17 protein-coding genes are annotated in these 16,236 nt (G+C 67.2%); 5 read left to right on the plus strand and 12 right to left on the minus strand.

The window, feature by feature from the left end; all coding sequences use genetic code 11:
* The first annotated feature begins 9 nt into the window (after positions 1-9).
* Both mdlC and AHIS1636_RS05080 read left to right on the plus strand, forming a co-directional pair.
* Positions 10-1,617, plus strand: a complete 1,608-nt coding sequence (gene mdlC / locus AHIS1636_RS05075; RefSeq protein ID WP_264794725.1) for a benzoylformate decarboxylase — start codon at positions 10-12, stop codon at positions 1,615-1,617.
* Positions 1,618-1,702: 85 nt separating this feature from the next.
* On the plus strand, positions 1,703-2,620 hold the full coding sequence (locus AHIS1636_RS05080) for a ketopantoate reductase family protein (protein WP_264794726.1): 918 nt from the start codon (positions 1,703-1,705) through the stop codon (positions 2,618-2,620).
* 821 nt (positions 2,621-3,441) lie between these two features.
* Here the strand turns inward: AHIS1636_RS05080 and dnaB are convergent.
* Entirely contained in the window at positions 3,442-4,812 is a 1,371-nt protein-coding gene (gene dnaB, locus AHIS1636_RS05085; RefSeq protein ID WP_262107030.1) for a replicative DNA helicase, read from the minus strand.
* A 596-nt stretch (positions 4,813-5,408) separates the two neighbouring features.
* On the opposite strand from dnaB, the gene AHIS1636_RS05090 reads away from it, so the two are divergent.
* From AHIS1636_RS05090 to AHIS1636_RS05100, 3 genes are all read left to right on the plus strand, one after another.
* A complete protein-coding gene (locus tag AHIS1636_RS05090; protein ID WP_264794727.1) occupies positions 5,409-6,368 on the plus strand; it encodes a hypothetical protein in 960 nt (319 codons plus the stop codon).
* Between the two features lie 110 nt (positions 6,369-6,478).
* Positions 6,479-6,916 carry a DUF1801 domain-containing protein gene (locus tag AHIS1636_RS05095; protein ID WP_264794728.1) on the plus strand — a complete coding sequence of 146 codons (438 nt, stop codon included), beginning with the start codon at positions 6,479-6,481 and terminating at the stop codon, positions 6,914-6,916.
* A 92-nt stretch (positions 6,917-7,008) separates the two neighbouring features.
* Complete coding sequence (locus AHIS1636_RS05100) at positions 7,009-7,794, plus strand: ZIP family metal transporter (RefSeq protein WP_373875790.1); 786 nt, start codon at positions 7,009-7,011, stop codon at positions 7,792-7,794.
* A gap of 14 nt (positions 7,795-7,808) precedes the next feature.
* Here AHIS1636_RS05100 and AHIS1636_RS05105 read toward each other — a convergent pair whose 3' ends face one another.
* The 11 genes from AHIS1636_RS05105 to AHIS1636_RS05155 all read right to left on the minus strand — a co-directional run bounded on the left by AHIS1636_RS05105 (position 7,809) and on the right by AHIS1636_RS05155 (position 16,235).
* Positions 7,809-8,132: a hypothetical protein gene (locus AHIS1636_RS05105; RefSeq protein WP_264794730.1), complete on the minus strand. Its 324-nt coding sequence runs from the start codon at positions 8,130-8,132 to the stop codon at positions 7,809-7,811.
* 1 nt (position 8,133) lies between these two features.
* Positions 8,134-8,973, minus strand: a complete 840-nt coding sequence (locus AHIS1636_RS05110) for a PhzF family phenazine biosynthesis protein (RefSeq protein ID WP_264794731.1) — start codon at positions 8,971-8,973, stop codon at positions 8,134-8,136.
* Positions 8,974-9,083: 110 nt separating this feature from the next.
* On the minus strand, positions 9,084-10,715 hold the full coding sequence (locus AHIS1636_RS05115) for an alkaline phosphatase D family protein (RefSeq protein ID WP_264794732.1): 1,632 nt from the start codon (positions 10,713-10,715) through the stop codon (positions 9,084-9,086).
* Between the two features lie 160 nt (positions 10,716-10,875).
* Positions 10,876-11,325 (minus strand): 50S ribosomal protein L9, encoded by a 450-nt coding sequence (rplI, locus tag AHIS1636_RS05120; RefSeq protein ID WP_264794733.1) that lies wholly within the window; start codon positions 11,323-11,325, stop codon positions 10,876-10,878.
* A 27-nt stretch (positions 11,326-11,352) separates the two neighbouring features.
* Positions 11,353-11,592 (minus strand): 30S ribosomal protein S18, encoded by a 240-nt coding sequence (gene rpsR, locus AHIS1636_RS05125; RefSeq protein WP_026543915.1) that lies wholly within the window; start codon positions 11,590-11,592, stop codon positions 11,353-11,355.
* A gap of 105 nt (positions 11,593-11,697) precedes the next feature.
* A complete protein-coding gene (locus AHIS1636_RS05130; RefSeq protein WP_264794734.1) occupies positions 11,698-12,261 on the minus strand; it encodes a single-stranded DNA-binding protein in 564 nt (187 codons plus the stop codon).
* A gap of 106 nt (positions 12,262-12,367) precedes the next feature.
* Positions 12,368-12,673, minus strand: a complete 306-nt coding sequence (rpsF, locus tag AHIS1636_RS05135; RefSeq protein ID WP_264794735.1) for a 30S ribosomal protein S6 — start codon at positions 12,671-12,673, stop codon at positions 12,368-12,370.
* A 219-nt stretch (positions 12,674-12,892) separates the two neighbouring features.
* A complete protein-coding gene (locus AHIS1636_RS05140; protein ID WP_264794736.1) occupies positions 12,893-13,306 on the minus strand; it encodes a hypothetical protein in 414 nt (137 codons plus the stop codon).
* Between the two features lie 75 nt (positions 13,307-13,381).
* On the minus strand, positions 13,382-14,095 hold the full coding sequence (locus AHIS1636_RS05145) for a response regulator (protein WP_264794737.1): 714 nt from the start codon (positions 14,093-14,095) through the stop codon (positions 13,382-13,384).
* Positions 14,088-15,350, minus strand: a complete 1,263-nt coding sequence (locus tag AHIS1636_RS05150) for a sensor histidine kinase (RefSeq protein WP_264794738.1) — start codon at positions 15,348-15,350, stop codon at positions 14,088-14,090. Before AHIS1636_RS05150 ends, AHIS1636_RS05145 begins: the two co-directional genes overlap by 8 nt.
* Positions 15,351-15,386: 36 nt before the next feature.
* Complete coding sequence (locus tag AHIS1636_RS05155; protein WP_264794739.1) at positions 15,387-16,235, minus strand: ABC transporter permease; 849 nt, start codon at positions 16,233-16,235, stop codon at positions 15,387-15,389.
* Between the last annotated feature and the right edge of the window lies 1 nt (position 16,236).

Below are 16,236 nucleotides of genomic sequence, written 5' to 3' on the forward strand. Positions count from 1 at the left end.
GGAACGCGCATGACCACCAAGAAGACCGTTCTGGAATCGAGCCTGGATGTGTTTCGTGCCCACGGCGTGACCACCGTCTTCGGGAACCCCGGGTCCAATGAACTCCCGTTCCTCGCTGGCCTCGACGAAGACTTCGATTTCGTCCTTGGCCTGCACGAGCAGGTGGTCGTGGGCATGGCCGAGGGCTATGCCCGCGCCACAGGGCGACCGGCCCTAGTGAATCTTCATGCGGCGTCAGGTTCCGGCAATGCCATGGGGGCGCTGACCAACGCCCACTACGGGCACATCCCCATGGTCATTCTGGCCGGGCAGCAGGTTCGGCGCACCGTGGGCCAGGAGACAATGCTCGCCAGCGCGGATGCCGCAACACTGCCGGCGCCGCTCGTGAAGTACTCGCACGAACCCCTCGCTGCCGCCGACGTGCCGCGGACCCTGGCCCAGGCCGTTTTTGAGACCTCTATCCAGCCGTGCGGTCCGGTGTACGTGTCGGTCCCCCTCGACGACTGGGCCGAAACGGCCCTTGAAGACGACTCGCTGCTGACTGAGCGCTCAGTCGCCACCTCCGGCGACCTGGCTCCCGCGTTGGCGCAGGAACTTATCTCCATCGTTGACGGCGCGAAGAGCCTTGCCCTTATCGTCGGCCCCCAGGTGGACGCCGCTGCCGTGCAGGACCCTGCCATCTTCGAGGCAGTGGCTTCTCTGGCGGAGAAGGCCAATGCCTCGGTCTACATTGCGCCCTCTCCATCGCGGTGTCCCTTCCCGACCACGCACCCGAATTTCGAGGGTGTCCTCGTCCCGGGCATTACGTCGGTACGAGAGCGCCTCGCCGGCCACGACGTGGTCTTCGTCCTGGGCGCCCCCGTCTTCCGCTACCACCGCTGGGAGCCGGGCAACTACCTTGCCGCAGGCACACAGGTCGTACACCTCACTCAGGACCCCCGCGAAGCAACACGGGCACCCTACGGGCGGGCGGTCGTCGCCGAGGTCGCCAGCGCAGCAAAGACCCTGTCTGAGGGCGTGACGGACCGCGGCCAGCGGCGCGGGGCACGCGGCACCCGCGCCCTGCCCGCGGCCAAGACCTCCCCGGAAGGCATGACGGGCACCGAAATCCTCGAAGTCCTCAACGCCCACGCCAACGATACCGTGGCCTACGTGAACGAGACGACCACCCTGGATCTGGAATACCTCGAGCGCATCGCCATCGAGCGCCCAAGCATGTACCACTTCCCGGCATCGGGCGGCCTCGGTTTCGGCCTCCCGGCGGCGGTCGGAATGTCGCTGGGCGATCCCGAGAAGACCATCGTCGCGACGGTGGGCGATGGCTCCGCCAACTACGGGATCACTGCCCTGTACACCGCGGCCCAGCGCCAGACGCGAACAGTGTTCGTCATCGTCAACAACTCCAGCTACGGGGCTCTGGCGGCGTTCGCCCAGCGCATGGGTGTGCCGGACGTTCCCGGTCTCCAGCTCGGCAGGATCGATTTCGTCGCCATTGCCGAAGGCTACGGGGTTCCGGCCCAGAGGACGGAGACCCGCGAGGAATTCGAGCTGGTCTATAGGAAGGCCTTGGAGGGAAGCGGCCCCTTTCTCATCGATGCACAGGTCGTCGCCGACTAAACCGCCGCAAGGCGTCAGCACAGGGACAGGCTCATGCCGGCAAGCGAGCAGAGTTTGAGTCCTCGGAAAGAAAAGGGGCCATGAAGTGAAAACGGCAATTGTGGGGGCGGGTGCCATGGGCCAACTCTTCGGCGCCCGGTTGCAGCTGGCAGGCACGGACGTAGTCTTCCTCGACACGAACCAGGCCACCATCGATGTGCTCAACGCGCGGGGAGTGACTCTCCAGACCGAGTCTCGCACCGAGCACACTCCAGCCCGAGCCGCCCGAGCCTCCGAGCTGGACGAAACGTTCGATCTGTTCATCATCTTCACCAAGGGATTCCATACGCAGGCGGCCGTAGCCTCCATCGCGCACCTCATCGGCGCTGAGAGCTGCGGCTTGACGCTGCAGAACGGCCTCGGGAATGCCGAACGCCTCCAGGAGTACTTCGGACCATCGAAAACCCTGCTGGGAGTGACCGACTTCCCCGCCGATCTGTCAGCACCCGGCATGGTGTCCAGCAACAGTCGTGGGAAAGTAAGACTCGGGGCCCTCGGCAACGTACCCAGGTTGCCCAACATCGCCCAACTCTTGGACTCCGCTGACCTGCATGCGGCAGTGGAGCAGGACATCCGAATCCCCGTGTGGGAAAAGGTCGCTTTCAACGCCGCTTTGAACACACTCAGCGCAGTCACTGGCCTAACCGTAGGAGGGATAGGCGCCGATCCCCACGCCCGCGGACTCGTTGCCTCGGTGCTTGAGGAAACCCTGGCTGTGGCCGGACGCCTGCAAATCGACGTCTCCCGGCAGCGCATCGAGGCAGCGCTCGATAACGCATTCGCTCACCACACACATCACAAGACCTCCATGTTGATGGACCGGGAGGCAGGCCGCCCCACAGAGATTGACACAATTGGAGGAGCGGTCGTTCGACTCGGACAGGACAACGGCGTCAGCACTCCCGTACTGGCTACCTTGTGCGAACTGGTCCGCACCGCTGCACGCCCAGGGGATAACCGATGATGGACGGCCCCCGCTTAACTGGTCCATGAACACCACGAGCGCAACCGGCTGGCATAAAACGTTCAGTCTGCGCAGCACTGTCACCAGTTCAATGCTTCTCCTGTCACGCCGCTTCGGAAGGACGGGCGTCTACGGTCACCCGATGCCGCCCGCCGTTCCTAAGCCGTACGGCAGTGGGCAGAACTCAAGCCGCGTCCATCCTCGAGGCACGCGAGAACTACGACGACGCCGTAACCGGGCAGGGCTGAGGTCCGCTCGCCCGTTCTGTGCGTGCTTTTGAGATCTGGACGGTCACCCCGGCAGACCAAGATCGGAGGAATGCAATGGACTCCCAAGACGAGGATCTTTAGAAGCGGTTCGAGCGCTAGCGGAGTCTAGAACGGGGCTCACTGAGAGCAGCGTGCAGGCAGAGCCACGGCATGCTGCCGTGTTTGTGAAGTTGTTGTCCGGTCCGCTGGACACCGCTTGGCTGCTCTTAATGCCAGCCCGCGACCCCTGTCGCATAAGCCGGTCCTCCACCGCACCGCTCACTTGCCGTAAACCACGCACAGAAAACGCTGTGTTTCCGGGGTTCTCGGATTGGCGTATGCCCCGCCCACAAAAAAGCCCGCTGATGGCACCTCAAGCGCTCCAAGCCAGCGAACTCCACTGGTTCCTAATTGTCTGTCGTCAGTCACTGCCCGACGTCGATCTTGAGCTGAAATCCCCGCGATGGCCTCGTCAACTGCTGGCTTCCAGAATGCAAGCCAGCATACTGCCGGCGCTACGAACAGGGGACAAGCACTATGAGAAAGCGACAAGTGGATGGAGGCCCTACAGCGCTACCCGCTCTCGACCGCCATGTTGGCGAAGCGCGAGTAGTGGCCCTGGAAGCCCACGACGATGGTTTTCGTGGGGCCGTTACGGTGCTTCGCCACGATCACGTCCGCCTCGCCGGCGCGCGGCGATTCCTTGTCGTAGATGTCCTCGCGGTGCAGCAGGATGACCATGTCCGCATCCTGCTCGATGCTGCCGGATTCGCGGAGGTCGGAAACCATCGGCTTCTTGTCCGTCCGCTGCTCGGAACCACGGTTCAGCTGCGACAGGGCGATGACGGGCACCTCGAGCTCTTTGGCCAGCAGCTTCAGCGCACGGGAAAACTCGGACACTTCCTGCTGGCGGGATTCGACGCGCTTGCCGGACGACATTAGCTGCAGGTAGTCCAGCACGACCAGCTTCAGGTCGTGCCGCTGCTTGAGCCGGCGGCACTTCGCCCGGATCTCCATCAAGGACATGTTCGGGCTGTCGTCAATGAAGAGCGGCGCGTCATTCATCCGGCCCATCGTGGTGGCGATCTTGCCCCACTGCTCGTCCTTGATCGTGCCTTTGCGGAGGTCCTGCAGGCCGATCGTGGCCTCCGCCGACAGCAGGCGCATGGCAATCTCGTTGCGTCCCATTTCCAGCGAGAAGAACACGGTGGTCATGTTGTTCTTGATCGCGGCCGATCGAGCGAAATCCAGTGCGAAGGTCGACTTGCCGACCGCGGGCCGGGCCGCGATGACGATCATCTGGCCGCCGTGCAGGCCCTGGGTGAGCTCGTCGAGCTCGTAGAAGCCGGTGGGGACGCCGGTAAGCCCCTCGCCGCGATGCCCGGCGGACTCGATCTCGTCCACCGTGGACTCGATGATGTCCTTGAGCGGCACGTAGTCTTCGGCGCTGCGCCGCTCGGCCACAGTGTAGATCTCCGCCTGCGCCTGGTTGACGATGTCGTCGACTTCGCCGTCCTGGGAGTAGCCGAGCTGGACGATCTTGGTGCCGGCGTTGACGAGGCGGCGGAGCACGGCACGCTCACGGACGATCTCCGCGTAGAAGCCGGCGTTGGCCGCCGTCGGAACCGACTGGATCAGGGTGTGCAGGTACGCCGGACCGCCGATGCGGGTGATTTCGCCGCGCTTGGTCAGCAGGTCGGACACGGTGACGGCGTCGGCCGGTTCGCCGCGGCCGTAGAGGTCAATGACGGCCTCATAGATGCTCTCGTGGGCCGGCCGGTAGAAGTCATTGCCGCGCAGGATCTCCACGACGTCGGCGATGGCGTCCTTGGACAACATCATGCCGCCCAGCACCGATTGTTCGGCGACGAGGTCCTGCGGCGGCGTCCTGGCGAAATCCGGTTCCCGACTTGTTTGGGCGGAGTCCGATTGAACTGCTGTCACCGCTGCCTGCTTTCTGTCCTCGACGCTGCTTCTGCCAGCCGGCACACTCCTTGGCGGAGGGGGCCGGCCGATTCCTATGTATCAACCGCTTCCGACACTTCCGCCCGGCGCCGGGCAGGGCAATATAGCCCCGGACGGCGCCGAAACAAGGAGGAATACCCGGTACGTTAGTCCTCTTTGTGCGGCCCGCAAAGCCAGTTATCCACCGGTCCTGTGGATACATTGTGGATTGGCTGGCGTGTCTTGTGCACAGACTGTGTGGATAACTGTGGATAACCTTGTTAACTCGGCAGTAACATGCCTCTGACCTGCATAAATGCCCTGCACAGCCTGTGGATCAAAGAAAATCAGCGTGATCTTTTCCCCAACACTGTGGGTTTGACAAGTGTGGGAAAGGGCCGTAGGGGACGAATGTCCACACCGTTATCCACAGGATGCGCGGCTTCTCCCGTGGATAACGCCGTGGTTCTTCGCGGCTGGGCCTGCATCGATGCCCGATGGGACCTGTTCGGCGGACGGCATAGCCCCAAAATCGGGTGGCTGCCATTCGCGACCCCGCCCCAAGGTCCCGCGAACGTGCCCGTAGGATTAATCACATGGAGTCCTTCCTGATCCCCCTGCTGATTGTCGTCGTCGTTGTGGTGCTGGGCCTGCTGGCCGTGAAGTATCTGGGCGGCCGTTCCAGGACCGGGAACGACGGCGGATCCCGCGGGCGCTCGTCCCGGGGACCGGCGGCGGTGGCGTCCCGCGAGGAGTCGATCAGAGCCAGCGCGCGGTTGAACCAGCAGCAGCACTCGGCCATCTACGCGCTGCTGGCGCGCGGTGACGCGCTGAACGCAATCATGGAATACCGGAAGGCGACCGGCGCCAAGCTCCGCGAGGCGGCGACCGCCGTCGCCAGCATGTCCGCTTACCCACAGGCTTACGGGGCCGCGCCGGCTACGGATGGCGCCGAGGGCGCACGAGGATCGGGCCGACCCGATGGTGTCGCCGCTTCGGACCGGTCCGAAGAAGCCGGCCGCCCGGGCACTGCCGGGGGAACAGGTTCCGGCCTGTCCCCGGACGCTGCCTCAGGGTTGGCCGGGCAAGCCGGTCCGGGTCAGGCAAAGGATGCCGCTTCCGGATCGGCAGGAGAAGCCAATGGTTCCGGCTTGTCCGGGGATGCTGCCGGTCGCGGCGGGGCCGGGTCCCAGGACTCCGGTCCGCTCGGACCGCCGGCCCGTCCGGTTGTCCCCGACACGCCCGAATCACTTGCCGGGCCGGCTCCCACGCCGCGCCCGGAAGCCGCCGATGCCCCCGCATTCGCCCGGCGGCCGAAGGAGGCGGCACGCGGGTACCGCTACCGCGCGATTGTCTCGCAGGGCGACGAGATCCGCGAGATCGCCAGCACCCGCCTCAACGATGACGTCTTCGGCCGGATCAAGGACCAGGCCCTGGGCGGCGATCGGGAGGCCGCCGTCCGGCTCCTGATGGAGCACTCTGACGCGGACGAGCAGCAGGCGAGGGAGTTCGTCCGCCTGATCCAGCCCGAGCCGCCGGCCAAGTCCGAGGGCTAGCCGGCACTGCGACAGGAACGCAGCGCCGGAGGCTAGCCCGGCGGCATGGTGGCCGAGCACGGGGAAACGAGCGGGCTGGCCTGCGCCGAAGACTCTGGCAGACTGTGGCCATGGCTGAGAACAAGACCGCCCCGACCGACGTGCCGGTAGACGAGTTCCTCGCGGGCATCGAGCACCCCGTGCGCCGCGCGGACGGCGAGGCGCTGCTGGAGCTGATGCGCCAGGTCACGGGCGAAGACCCGTTGATGTGGGGCCCGTCCATGGTGGGCTTCGGAAGCTACCACTACCGCTATGCGAGCGGCCGCGAAGGCGACGCGCTGGCCGTCGGGTTCTCTCCGCGGAAGGCCAGCCTTGCGCTCTACGGCCTCACCTATGCGCCGGAGTCCGCCCAATTGCTCGCGCGGCTGGGCAAGCACAAGACCGGAGCCGCGTGCCTGTACATCAACAAGCTCGCGGATGTGGATCCGGAGGTGCTGCGCGAACTGGTCACCGCAGGCCACCGCTTCATGACCACCCACGACCACGGATCGCACCCCGGCCAAGCCTGAGCAAGAAGGCCGGCAGCGAGCCGCTCCCGGGCAAGGATGATGGGCCTGTCGTTGTCGTCCACGAAGCCAGCGCCCATAATGACCCTGTGGCAATGTCGCTGCTGTTCGGCATCGTAACTTCCAGCGCCCTTGTGATCGGCGGGCTCATCGGCGTGTGGTTCGAACTGCCCAAGCGCGTGCTGGCCATCATCCTCTCCTTTGCGGCCGGGGCCCTGGTTACCGCCCTGACCTTCGAACTGTTCGAGGATGCCTACGAGCGCGGAGGCATCTGGCGCGCGGCCGGCGGCCTCTTCGTCGGCGCCGTGGTGTTCACGACCTTGAGCGCGCTGCTCGACCGCTGGGCGCAGGCCGGATCGAAATCGATCCCCGCGGACGAGTACCGGGGCAGCGCCAAACTGGACACGGATGCCGCCGCCAAGGGCCATGCCCCGACCGCGGAGTCCACGCGAGGCGCGGCGGGTCTGGCCCTGCTGGCCGCAGCCACGCTCGACGGCGTGCCGGAGAACCTGGCGCTGGGCGTGGCGCTCGGCGAGGGCAGCGGCGGCCTGGCCCTGCTGGCGGCGATCTTCGTCTCCAACCTGCCGGAGGCCTTGGTCGGCGCGGCCTCCATGCGCAGCCAGGGCATGTCGAGGCCCTCCGTCATCTGGCTGTGGGTGGCGTGCTCCGTGCTGCTGGTTGCCGCCGTGGTCGTTGGCGCCGGGCCTCTGTCGACCAGCGATCCTGAGACGATCTCGCTGCCGTTGGCCTTCGCCGCGGGGGCGGTGATCGCCGCCCTGGCGGACACCCTGATGCCTGAGGCGTTCGAACACGGCGGTCCGGCGGTCGCCCTGAGCACCGCAGCCGGCTTCGTGCTGTCCTACGTGCTGTCCCTGGCCTGACTGCCTCGCTTGCGTCAGCCGGCGAGCAGCCACACCCAGAGCCAGACGGGCGGGACCGCGGCCGCGATTCCGATGACGAGGGCAGCCAGGGCGGTCCTCCGGCGGGGCGTCCTCCGGGCCAGGGCGACCGCGGCCAGCACCACCCCGATCAGCGCGAACATGAGGACCGGCAGGGCGACGAACGGTGCGAGCACAAGTCCGGCCCCCTCGGTGCCGAGCCCGTAGGCCAGCATCAGCGCGAGCAGCAGCACCCCGAGGAGTGACGAGGCGAGGGCCCAGGCTGCGGAGCGCGTGGAAGTTCCGGAGGCTGCGGTGACGCCGGTTCGTGCCGCGGCCACCTTAGAGCTCCACCGTTCCGCGGATGACCGTTTGCACGTCGCCACCGACCCAGATTTCCCCGCCGGACGCCGAGACGTAGACCCGCCCGTCGCGGCCCAGCCGGGTGCCCTGCCGGGCCACGTAGCTCTCGGGGGCGAGGCCGGCTCCGATCAGCCACTGTCCCAGCGCCGCGTTCAGGCTCCCGGTGACGGGGTCCTCGGCCGGCATGGCCTCGAAGCCCATGAGCCCGCGCACCTCGAAGTCGATGTCCCCGCCGGGCGGGTAGGCGCCGATGAGCCCGACGCCGAAGGGCGCCAAAGCGGCATAATCCGGTTCCACGTCGAGCACGGCCTGGGCGTCGGCCAGCTGGAGTGCCTGCCACCGCGGCCCGTTGTGCGCCCACTGGTGGCGCAGGACCTCCGACCGCTCCAGCCCGAGGGCGGCACAGATCTTCTGCACGTTCTCCTCCGGCAGCTCCCCCGTCCGCTGCAGGACGGGCGCGGCGAAAGCCAGCCGTCCGCCGTCGTTCTTGATCTCCACCAGGCCCGCCGCGCACTCCTGCACGATGCGGCCCTCGGTGCGCGGCACGCCGCCGCCCCGCAGCCAGACATCCGCGGTGCCGAGCGTCGGGTGGCCGGCGAACGGGAGCTCGCCGCTGGGCGTGAAGATCCGTACCCGGTAGTCGGCCTCGGGATCGGCCGGCGGCAGGAGGAACGTCGTCTCGGAAAGGTTGGTCCAGTTGGCGAAGGACTGCATCTGCGCGTCGGTCAGGGTTTCGGCACCGCCGACGACGGCGAGCGGGTTGCCTTTGCCGGGCCCGGTAGTGAAGACATCGACCTGGGAAAATTCGTGGGTGCTCACCGGTTCAGCCTACCGCCGGTGCCTGGCCGGGTCCGCAGGAGGTTATGCGGCATTCCCGCGCGGCGGCGCGGGCGGTGTCCGGCCGCCGCTTGCGGCCCGGCCGGACCGGGTCAGCGCTCGGGGCTGAGGGACTTGCGCCAGAGGACGTTCTCCGCGGCGTCGCGCAGGCTGACCGTGAAGGTGTCGTCGTCGGCCAGCTCGACGTGGCCGAAAAACTGACCCTCGCCGGTCCGCGGGGACTGGTTGGTGTAGCCGGCCTTGCTGAAGACCACCTCGGGACCGAAGGTCAGGTCCATGTCGTTGGGGCCGAAGCTGCCGGCGTTGATCGGCCCGGCGACGAACTCCCAGAACGGGTCGAAGTCCTTGAAGGCGGCGCGCTCCGGCGAATAGTGGTGGGCGGCGCAGTAGTGCACGTCCGCGGTCAGCCACACGACGTTCCTGACCTTGTTATCCTTGAAGGCCTTCAGCAGCCGGGCGAGCTCCAGCTCGCGGCCGAGCGGCGCGCCGTTGTCCCGGTTGGCGATCGACTCCTGGGCCTTGCCGTCCGGCACGATGATGCCCAGCGGCAGGTCCGAGGAGATGACCTTCCAGGTGGCTTTGGACCGGGTGACCTCGCGGATCAGCCACTGCAGCTGCTCCTCTCCGAGGATGCTGGTGGCGTGCGGCTCCAGGCCGGGCGTGTTCTCGCCCTTGAAGGTGCGCATGTCCAGGGCGAAGACGTCGAGCTGCGGGCCGCGCTCGATCTTGCGGTAGATGCGCGCGGGCTCGAAGCCCGTGCCCTTGCGGAGGGCCCGGGAGTCGGCGATCGGCATGTATTCCTGCCAGGCCTGCCGCCCGCGGGCGGCGAGGGTGTCGACGTCGCGCACCGTGTAGCGCGGGTCGTCGAGGGTTTCGCCGTGCCACCAGTTGTTGGTGGTCTCGTGGTCGTCCCACTGCGCGATGACCGGGACCTCCGCGTACATGGCGCGCAGGTTGGCGTCCATCATGTTGTAGCGGTGCCGCCCGCGGAATTCGTTGAGCGTCTCGGCCACCTTGGAGACCTCTTCGGTCACCACGTTCTTCCAGATCCGGCCGTCCGGCTCCACCACTTCGGCGGTGATCGGGCCGTCCGCGTAGACCGTGTCGCCGGAGTGGATGAAGAAGTCCGGCCGGGTTCGGTGCATCGCGCGGTAGCCGAGCATGCCGCCGATCTCCTCATTGATGCCCCAGCCCTGCCCGGCGGTATCGCCGGTCCAGACGAAGCTCTGCCCGCGCGGAACCTGGTTCCCGCGCACCCTGCTGCGGCCCGCGGCGGACGCTCCCGCCGCCGTCGTCAGGGAGCCGATGCCCGCCTCGCTGAGCGTCCCGGCCTCGTCCTCGAACTGCAGGGTGAGCTGGAAGCGGCTGCCGGCAGGAAGGTGCGCGGCGTTGACCTTGGCGGTGAAGTCGGTGTCCGCATTAGCCCAGCCGCCGCGCAGCACGCGCTCGTACGCCCCCTTCCCGCGGAGCACGCGGCCGTCGGTGCCGACGGTGCGGAGCGTGGCGATGAGCCGGCCGGGTCCGGAGGAGCGGGACCAGAGGACGGCGGAGTTGCTGGTGACATCGCCGGTGGCGATGCCGCTGGGCAGGGTCAGGCGCTTGCGGACCAGGGGCACGGCGGCGGGGCGGGAGGCGGCCGACGCCGGCGCGGCACCGGCAGCGGCGACAGTTCCGGCGGCGGCGAGGGTGCCAAGGACGAGGGAGCGGCGGGAAATCTCAGTCATGGAGCCCACCTTGTCCGGCTGAACTGACGCGGTTCTGTCGGACAGGTGAACGTTTCAGAACGGTTCGGCGAGCAGCCGGTCTCCGGCGTCCGGACCGGTTAAACTTCGTTGGGCCCCTGCCGAAGCAGAGGCCCAACAAAACAGTCCAGCGAGGGACGAACTAGCCGGCGACGACCTGAAGGTCGATCACGGCGGAGACGTCCTCGTGCAGGCGCACGTTGGCCTGGTAGTTGCCGACCGACTTGATGTGCTCAGGCAGTTCAACCTTGCGCTTGTCGATCGAACCCAGTCCTGCGGCCTCGACGGCAGCGGCAATGTCGGCCTGCTTGACGGTGCCGAACAGGCGTCCGGACTCGCCGGCCTTGACGGTCAGCTTGACCGGCTTGGCGGACAGGGTAGCAGCCAGCTGCTGCGCCTCTTCGAGCGAGGCGATTTCGCGGGCAGCACGTGCAGCCTTGATGGACTCCACCTGCTTCTCGCCGCCCTTGGACCAGGTCAGGGCGAAGCCGCGGGGCAGAAGGTAGTTACGGGCGTAACCGTTCTTCACCTCAACGACGTCACCTGCGGTACCGAGACCGGTCACTTCGTGGGTCAAAATGAGCTTTGCCATGTTGGTACTCTCTCCTCTTCGCTTCGCTTAGCCGCGGCCAGCGCCGGAGTAGGGCAGCAGTGCAACTTCGCGGGCATTCTTGATTGCCAGGGCGATCTTGCGCTGCTCCTGCACGGTTACACCGGTAACGCGGCGGGCACGGATCTTTCCGCGGTCGGAGATGAACTTGCGCAGCAAGGCTACGTCCTTGTAGTCGATGACGGTGACGTCAGCGGCCTTCAAGGGGTTGGACTTTGGTTTGGGCTTACGGAGTTCAGCCTTAGCCATCGTGGAGCTCCTTTATCTTGTGGAGCCCGCAGAACGTTTCTGCGGGATGGGGTCGACGGCGGTTGCCGCCTTGGGGTGAGGGACACCCGGAGGCGTCCTTCGGGTCTAGAAGGGAGGTTCGTTGGAATCCGGGCCGTTGCCCCAGGTGTTGGAGCTTCCGCCACCGGTCGAGGCACCCCAGGGATCTTCCTGCGGGGAGGACTGCTGTCCGCCGCCCCAGCCCTGGTTGGAGTTTCCGCCGAACCCGCCGCCGCCACCGAAGCCGCCCTGGCCTCCGCCGAAGCCGCCCTGCCCGCCGCCGGAGCGCTGGGTGCGGGTGACCTTGGCCGAGGCGTAGCGCAGCGAGGGGCCGATTTCGTCGACCTCAAGCTCGATGACGGTGCGCTTCTCGCCTTCCTTGGTTTCATACGAACGCGACTTCAGCCGGCCCTGGACGATCACGCGGGTTCCCTTGGTCAGGGTCTCGGCGACGTTCTCGGCGGCCTCGCGCCATACCGACGCCCGGAGGAAAAGGGTCTCCCCGTCCTTCCATTCGTTGGACTGGCGGTCAAAGGTGCGCGGCGTGGAGGCAACAGTGAAATTCGCCACTGCCGACCCGGACGGAGTGAACCTCAGTTCGGGGTCGCTGGTCAGATTGCCAACTACGGTGATGACGGTTTCGCCTGCCATGGTGCCTCCTGATGTCTCGCCCCGTCCGAGGAACCGGCGGAGCTGCGTTCGTAAAGAGTGGGCCCGTTCTTACCGGGCCCGAAGATCTATGCCGGAGCTACCGAAGTTACTCGGCAGAGATCTTCTGCTCCTCCGGGCGGATGATCTTGGTGCGCAGGATGGTCTCGTTGAGTCCAAGCTGGCGGTCCAGTTCAGCAGCGGTGGCCGGAGTAGCGGTGAAGTTGACGACCGCGTAGATGCCTTCGGACTTCTTCTTGATGTCGTAGGCCAGGCGGCGGCGACCCCAGATATCGACCTTGTCGATGGTTCCACCGTCGTTGCGGACGACGTTCAGGAACTTATCGAGCTGCGATTCCACGGTACGCTCTTCGACCTCGGGGTCGATGATTACCATCAGTTCATAAGCACGCATGTGAACCCACCTCCTTTGGGCTAAGCGGTCACGGTCTTTCCGTAACAGGAGGTTCTATTGCGTTGTCCGCGTGCAGAACCGCCGGGCCGATCAGGTGCTTTGGTCGTTCTCACCCAAGATTAGCTGCCGGCGGAGGCGGCACAGACCTATCAAGCTTAGCGGATACCCCGCCTGCCGCGTAAATCCGGGCGCCCAAGTACTCCTCCACAGGGGCGGCAGCTAGCGGGCCAGCCCCTGCACATCGAGGACCTCGCAGCGCTGCACCCACCATTTCTCGCAGCCGACGGTGAGCACCGCGGTGCCGGGGTCGCCGAATCCAGTGTCGACGGCGGCGCTGACCTCGACGACGGACAGCTGCTCAATGCGCTCGGTGCGGACGGAGCCGGTGATCTCGAAGGTGCCCGGAACCTGGTCCTCCAGGTAGGCCGAAGCGCTGAGGGCGGCCTGGTCCGTGGCGGAGTTCAGGTGCGCCAGCTGGGTCATGACGAAGACGGCCACCACGGCGAAGGCGCCGGCGGCCACCAGCGTGAAGCCCAGGGCGGCCGCCAGGTTCCTGCCCACTGCCTGCCTCTTGCCGGCCGGCGATTCGGCCTCTTCCTCATGGACCCGCTGGTCCAGCTCCTCTAAGTTCACGGTGCCCCTGCCTCCCACTGCTTTAGAGAAGCCAACTCTAGCCGGAAGCACCTTGGGAAAGGACTGGGCCGAAGGTCAATAGTCCAGGCCCTGGGTCGGAACCACCAGCCCGGTTTCGTAGGCGTAGACCACGGCCTGCACGCGGTCGCGCAGGTGCAGCTTGGCCAGGATGCGCCGCACGTGGGTCTTCACCGTCGCCTCGGACAGGAAGAAGCGGTGGGCGATTTCGGCATTGGACAGTCCCTCCGCGATAGCGCCCAGCACCTCGAGTTCGCGGGGCGTGAGGTCGTCGAGCAGCGGGTCGCGTTGCGGCGGGGCGGCAGGTCCGCCGGCGGGGAGCCCGCGGACATAGGTTTCCAGCAGCCGCTGCGTCACGCGCGGCGCCACGACGGCATCCCCGCTGGCGACCAGGCGCACTGCCTGCACGAGTTCCTCCGGCGCCACGTCCTTGAGCAGGAAGGCACTGGCCCCGGCCTGCAGCCCGGCGAAGGCGTATTCGTCCAGGTCGAAGGTGGTCAGGATGATAATCCTCGCAGCCAGCCCGGCCTCCGTAATCCGGCGCGTGGCCTCAATACCGTCCAGCACCGGCATCCGCACGTCCATCAGCACCACCTCCGGCTCGAGCCGGCGCACCAGTTCCAGCGCCTCGGCCCCGTGCGAGGCCTCGCCGGCGATTTCCACGTCGTCCTCGCCCTCGAGAATCAGCCGGAACCCCATGCGCAGCAGCGGCTGGTCGTCCACCAGCAGGACCCTGATCGGGTCCCGCACACCCGTGTTCTCCTCAGCCATGCGCAAGCTCCTCCCCCGGCCAATGCAACGTTGCTTCGACTATCCAACCACCCCCGGGCCGGGGCCCGCACGCGACCTGTCCGCTGTAGATGGCGGCGCGTTCCCGCATGCCCGCGATCCCCTGCCCGGCGCCCAGGGACTTCACGTTCGCCGGGGCTCGGCCGTCGTCGGACACGCAGATGTACACCTGGCCGTCCGAACGGGCCACCGTCAGTTCGACTTCGCTCATCCCGCGGGCGTAGCGCAGCACGTTGGTCAACGACTCCTGGATGATCCGGTAGGCGTTGAGCCGGAAGTTGGGATCCTCGGGCAGCGGCGGTCCGCTGGTGACCACCTTCAGCGGCAGCCCGGCGGCGCGGAAACCCTCGACCAGGTCCGCCAGCTCGCTGCCGGCCGGTTCCAGCGGCGCCGCGGGCTGCTGGCCGCCCTCGCGCAGCACTCCCAGCACGCGGCGCATGTCCGCCAGCGCGGTCCGCCCGGTGGTGGAGAGCTGCCCCAGCACCTCGCCGGCGCGCTGCGGATCCTTCTTGACCACGACGGCGGCCCCGTCCGAGAGCGCGACCATCACCGAGAGCGAGTGGGCAACGACGTCGTGCATTTCCCGGGCGATCCGGTTCCGCTCCGTCGCCGAGGCGAGCATCGCGTTGTCGGCCGCCCAGCGGTGCAGCTCCATGTCGTGCAGCCGGTCCCGCCGGACGGTGACGCCGATGCCGGCCGCGATCACGTTGAACAAGATCATAATCACGCCGGAGACCAGGCCGACGTACGGCGGCAGTTCCCCGGACGCGATGCTTTCGGAGATTTCGGGCGGCAGGTTGATTCCCATGGCGGCCACCATCAGGACCCCGACGACGATCGCGGCGGCCACAGCAACGGCGGCACGCACCGTCGTGGCGAGGGTGTAGAGGGCGATCCAGATGCCGATGGAGCTGCTGCCCGTGCTGGTGTACAGGATGGTCAGGACATCGCTCACCGTGGCCAGGGCCAGCACGAGCCACGGGAAGCGCCGCCGGAAGGCGAGCGCCGCGCAGACGGCCAGCAGCAGGACCAGGGGCAGCCACTCCCCCTTGCCCAGCGTGACCACCACGTTCGGCAGGCCGAAGAGCGCGGTCGCGGCAATCAGGACCCAGTCCATCGCGACCGGGTGGGCATGGAAGTAGCGGCGGATCGGGCCGCGGCGCTTGGAAGAGATTTCGGCGAAGGAGACAGCGGCCGTTCGCTCCGCTGCCTCCTTCGCCGAAGACTGTGCACTCATTCAGATGAGCCTACGGGTTCGGATCGGGTGGGGGGATCAGACGTCCCGGGTCTTCGTCGTCACGGCCGCTGCCGCCAGCAGCACCGCCGCCCAGGCGGCCATGACCAGGCCGCCCTGGAGCTGGGTCAGCGCGTCCTCGGGAATCTGCAGCGCCACGAGCTGGCGCCCGGCGTTGGAGGGCAGGAAGGGCTCGACGCCGTCCTTCACCCAGTCGAACTGCAGCATGCTGGCGACTATCGGCAGCACCAGCAGCAGGGCGACCAGCGTGACGATGCCGCCTGCGCTGTTGCGCAGCAGCGAGCCGAGCGCCAGGCCCATCAGCGCCACCAGGGCGAGGTAGACCCCGGAGAGCAGGATGGACTGCACCAGGTTCTCCACGTCCAGCCCGTACTCCAGGCCGTACTGGGAGAGCACCGGCTGGCTGGCGAAGTAGGTGGCGAAGCTGGAGACGACGCCGACGATGGCCGCGACGACGGCTACGACCACGGCCTTGGCGGCGAGGGCGGGAATCCGCCGCGGCACCGCCGTCATGGTGGAGCGGATCATGCCCGTGGAGTATTCCGAGGCGATCAGCAGGACGCCGAGGGCGCCGATGATGAGCTGGCCGAAGTCGAGGCCCCCGGTGGCCATCATGTGGATCATCGACGGATCCAGGCCGACCGAGGCCGGATCCTGGCCGTCCGCACGGAGCTGCTCGATCCCCGAACCCATGCCCCAGGCACCGAGCACGCCGATGCCGATGCTGACGGCGATGGTAGTGGCCAGCAGGATCCAGGTGGAGCGCAGGGTGGTGAACTTGATCCATTCCGAATGCAGGGCGCGGGCGAAGCTGACGCCCTTGCCGGAGACCCGCGCGGCGGGGCGGTTCATGGTTGCGGTGCTCATG

It is taken from the genome of Arthrobacter mangrovi (assembly GCF_026011795.1).
GTDB lineage: Bacteria > Actinomycetota > Actinomycetes > Actinomycetales > Micrococcaceae > Crystallibacter > Crystallibacter mangrovi.